Here is a 3,681-nt window from a genome sequence, read left to right as displayed (position 1 = left end):
ATGCCGGCCGCCGCGTCCTGGGCGTCCAGCAGCAGGTCGAGGTAGTGCTCGATGCCCAGGCCGGCGACGACCAGGCCAGCCTCCTGACGGGCGCCCAGGCGGTTGAGGTAATCCACCGCCTTCCAGAACTCGTCGGGGGTGACGTTCATGTCTTCGATCAGCCTGGCGGTGTCCTGCAGGATGCGCAGGACGAGGTTCTTCACCCGCGGGTTGCCCTGATCGTTCAGGGCGCCGCTGGCTTCTTCGAAGAACTTCTGGATGTCGGCAGTCTGGGAAATCTTCACGGTCATGATGCGATCCTCAAGTCTTGTTCTTGTTGAGTCGTACAGAACGAAAATCAGCGGTCGTCGGCGTGGATCGAAGACGGATGGCGGCAGAGCCCGTCGACCTCGATATCCATGTAGGGGAACAGCGGCAGCTGCATCAGGGTGTCGTGCAGTTCCTCGACGCTGGCGAGGTCGAACACGCTGTAGTTGGCGTAATGCCCGGCGATGCGCCACAGGTGACGCCACTTGCCCTCGCGCTGCAGGCGCTGGGCCAGTTCCTTCTCTTCGGCCTTGAGTTGGGCGGCCTTGGCCGGGTCCATGTCCACGGGCAATTTCACGGTCATCTTCACGTGGAACAGCATCGGGTCTTCTCCTCTATCGGGCAGTCGGAAAGGGTTTCGAGTCAGGTGCGGCGGAAGCGCGCCAGGCGCTCTTCGTCGAGCGTCAGGCCCAGGCCGGGCGTGCGCGGCACGTGCAGCTGGAAGTCGCGGTAGACCGGCGGTTCGGTGACGATTTCCTCGGTGAGCAGCAGCGGGCCGAACAGCTCGGTGGCCCAGGTCAGCTTCTCCAGGGTGATAAAGGCATGGGCCGAAGCCAGGGTGCCGACCGCGCCTTCGAGCATGGTCCCGCCGTACAGCGCGATACCGGCGGCTTCGGCGATCTGCGCGGTGCGCAGCACGGCACGCGGGCCACCGTTCTTGGCGATCTTCAGGGCGAAGATGCTCGCTGCACCGTCCGCCGCGAGGCTGAAGGCATCCGCCACGCTCTCGATGGATTCGTCGGCCATGATCGGCGCCGGGCTACGCTGGTTCAGGCGCACCTGGCCGCTGCGGTTGATGCGCGAGATGGGCTGTTCGATGAGGTCGATGCCATTTTCGCCGAGCACCTGGCAGCCGCGGATGGCCTGGGACTCGTCCCAACCCTGGTTGACGTCCACCCGCACGCTGGCGCGTTCGCCCAGCGCCTGCTTGATCGCCACCACATGCTTGAGGTCCTGCTCCAGCGGGTTGGCGCCGATCTTCAGCTTGAAGATGCGGTGGCGGCGGGAATCCAGCATCTGCTCGGCTTCGGCGATGTCGCGGGCAGTGTCGCCGGAAGCCAGGGTCCAGGCCACTTCCAGGCTGTCGCGCACGCGGCCGCCGAGCAGTTCGCTGACCGGCAGGCCGAGGCGCTTGCCCTGGGCGTCCAGCAGCGCACTCTCGATGCCGGAGCGGGCGAAGGTGTTGCCCTTGATCGACTTGTCCAGGCGCTGCATGCAGGCGTTGATGTTGCTGGCGTCCTGCCCCTTGAGCAGCGGCGCGAAGTGCGCGTCGATATTGGCCTTGATGCTTTCCGGGCTCTCGTTGCCGTACGCCAGGCCGCCGATGGTGGTGGCTTCGCCGATGCCCTCGACGCCGTCGGAGCAGCGCAGGCGGATGATCACCAGGGTCTGCTGCTGCATGGTGTGCATGGCCAGCTTGTGCGGGCGGATGGTCGGCAGGTCGACGATGATCGACTCGATGCGTTCGATGACGGGGCTACTCATGGACGGCGTTCCGGTCTGTGGTGTTCGTAGGGTGGGTGTCTCTCGATACCCGACAGGTCTTTTCACGGATAACGAAGGATTGCGTCTTGCCTGCAGGGCAGTCCAATATTGATGCCGTCTTGTTGCATACCCAGGAGGTATCATGGAGCTGCGACACCTGCGCTACTTCCGCGAAGTGGCCGGCACCCTCAACTTCACCCGTGCCGCCGAGCGCCTGCACATCGCCCAGCCGCCGCTGAGCCGGCAGATCCAGCAGCTCGAAGAACTGCTCGGCGTGCCGCTGCTGGAGCGCGGCCGGCCGCTGCGCCTGACCGACGCCGGGCGCTACTTCCACGAGCAGACCGGCACCCTGCTGGCGCAGCTGGACAGCATCTGCGAGAGCACCCGGCGCATTGGCCAGGGCGAGCGCCAGTGGTTCGGCATCGGCTTCGCGCCCTCGACGCTGTACGACGGCCTGCCCGAGCTGATCCGCGAGCTGCGCGGCGACGCCGGGCTGGAGCTGGGACTGCAGGAAATGACCACGGTGCAGCAGGTCGAGGCGCTGAAGAGCGGGCGCATCGACATCGGCTTCGGGCGCATCCGCATCGACGATCCGGCCATTACCCAGCAGGTATTGCGCGAGGAGCCAATGGTCGCCGTGCTGCCGGCCGGGCACCGTCTGCTCGGCGCGCCGCTGAGCCTGGCGCAACTGGCCGCCGAGGATTTCGTGCTCTACCCCGCCAACCCGCGCCCCAGCTACGCCGACCACGTGCTGGCGCTGTTCGCCAACCACGGCCTGAGCGTGCGGGTGACGCAGTGGACCAACGAGCTGCAGACCGCCATCGGCCTCGTCGCCGCCGGCCTTGGCGTGGCGCTGGTACCGGAGTCTGTGCAACAGCAGCACCGCGCCGACATCGGCTACGCCACGCTGACCGACGCCGAGGCGGTCTCGCCGATCATCCTCAGCCAGCGCAGTGGCGACGTCAGTGCGCCGCTGCAACACTGCCTGCGACTGATCGGCGCGCAGCTGCCGTAAACACGTCATCGCGGCGCCTCAGCCGAGGTCGCCGCCACCCACCGGCAGGGTCACGCCGGTGATGTAGCTGGCCTCGTCGGAGGCGAGGAAGAGGATCGCGCCGACCTGTTCGTCGATGGTCCCGTAGCGCTTCATCAGGCTGCTGTCGAGGGTCTGGTCGACGATCTGCTGGTACCAGGCCTTCTCCTGCTCGCTCTGCTGCGCGGCATTACGCGGGATGCGCCGGGGCGGCGCCTCGGTGCCGCCGGGCGCGGTGGCATTCACCCGCACGCCGCGCTCGGCGGTCTCGAAGGCCAGGCAGGCGGTCAGTGCATTCACCCCGCCCTTCGCCGCACCGTAGGGCACGCGGTTAACACCGCGGGTGGCGATGGAGGACACATTGACGATCGCGCCCGCGCCCTGCTCCAGCATCGGCACCAGCGCGGCGCGACAGCACCACAAAGTGGGGAACAATGAGCGGCGCACCTCGGCTTCGATCTCCTCTTCGGCGTAGTGCTCGAAGGGCTTGGCCCAGATGGTGCCGCCGACGTTATTGATGAGGATGTCGAGGCGGCCGAAGCTCTTTACTGCCTGCTCGACCACGTTCTGGCAGTCGGCGAAGCGTTCCAGGTCGGCGGTCAGGGTGAGCACTTCGCCGTTCTGACCGAGGGCGCCCTGCAGCTCGTGGACGATCTCGGAGCGGTCCACGGCGATGACCCTGGCGCCCTCTTCCACCAGCCGCTCGGCGACGCGCCGGCCGATACCCTGGGCGGCGCCGGTGACGAGGGCGATCTTGTCTTTGAATCGGTTCATGGTGACCTCATAACGTCGGGGCAAACCCTGTAGGAGCGAGCTTGCTCGCGAACCAAACCCTGCTGTGAAGCGGTTCGCGAGCA

5 protein-coding genes are annotated in these 3,681 nt (G+C 66.7%); 1 reads left to right on the top strand and 4 read right to left on the bottom strand.

Features of this window, described 5'->3' with window-relative positions; genetic code table 11:
* The 3 genes from ACCC94_RS28630 to ACCC94_RS28620 form a co-directional block, all read right to left on the bottom strand.
* Positions 1-290 (bottom strand): dioxygenase (locus tag ACCC94_RS28630; protein WP_413352971.1); only part of this gene is annotated, 290 nt, incomplete at its 3' end.
* Positions 291-337: 47 nt separating this feature from the next.
* Positions 338-628: a muconolactone Delta-isomerase gene (catC, locus tag ACCC94_RS28625; protein WP_413352970.1), complete on the bottom strand. Its 291-nt coding sequence runs from the start codon at positions 626-628 to the stop codon at positions 338-340.
* Between the two features lie 41 nt (positions 629-669).
* Positions 670-1,791, bottom strand: a complete 1,122-nt coding sequence (locus ACCC94_RS28620) for a muconate cycloisomerase family protein (RefSeq protein WP_413352969.1) — start codon at positions 1,789-1,791, stop codon at positions 670-672.
* Positions 1,792-1,933: 142 nt separating this feature from the next.
* Between ACCC94_RS28620 and ACCC94_RS28615 the strand changes: the two genes are divergently transcribed.
* The gene (locus ACCC94_RS28615) at positions 1,934-2,806 is read left to right on the top strand and encodes a LysR family transcriptional regulator (protein ID WP_413352968.1); all 873 of its coding nucleotides are present in this window, start codon (positions 1,934-1,936) and stop codon (positions 2,804-2,806) included.
* Positions 2,807-2,824: 18 nt separating this feature from the next.
* On the opposite strand, the gene ACCC94_RS28610 is transcribed toward ACCC94_RS28615, so the two are convergent.
* A complete protein-coding gene (locus ACCC94_RS28610; protein ID WP_413352967.1) occupies positions 2,825-3,598 on the bottom strand; it encodes a 1,6-dihydroxycyclohexa-2,4-diene-1-carboxylate dehydrogenase in 774 nt (257 codons plus the stop codon).
* Between the last annotated feature and the right edge of the window lie 83 nt (positions 3,599-3,681).

The organism is Pseudomonas sp. Pseusp97 (assembly GCF_047304025.1).
Classification (GTDB): domain Bacteria; phylum Pseudomonadota; class Gammaproteobacteria; order Pseudomonadales; family Pseudomonadaceae; genus Pseudomonas.
The sequence above is the reverse complement of the archived record's forward strand: the minus strand, read 5'-3'. Positions and strand labels throughout refer to the sequence as shown.

What these genes read in the sequence shown, in the direction of transcription:
- catC (WP_413352970.1), bottom strand. Translation starts at nt 628, where the DNA reads ATGCTGTTCCACGTGAAGATGACCGTGAAATTGCCCGTGGACATGGAC.
- ACCC94_RS28620 (WP_413352969.1), bottom strand. Translation starts at nt 1,791, where the DNA reads ATGAGTAGCCCCGTCATCGAACGCATCGAGTCGATCATCGTCGACCTG.
- ACCC94_RS28615 (WP_413352968.1), top strand. Translation starts at nt 1,934, where the DNA reads ATGGAGCTGCGACACCTGCGCTACTTCCGCGAAGTGGCCGGCACCCTC.
- ACCC94_RS28610 (WP_413352967.1), bottom strand. Translation starts at nt 3,598, where the DNA reads ATGAACCGATTCAAAGACAAGATCGCCCTCGTCACCGGCGCCGCCCAG.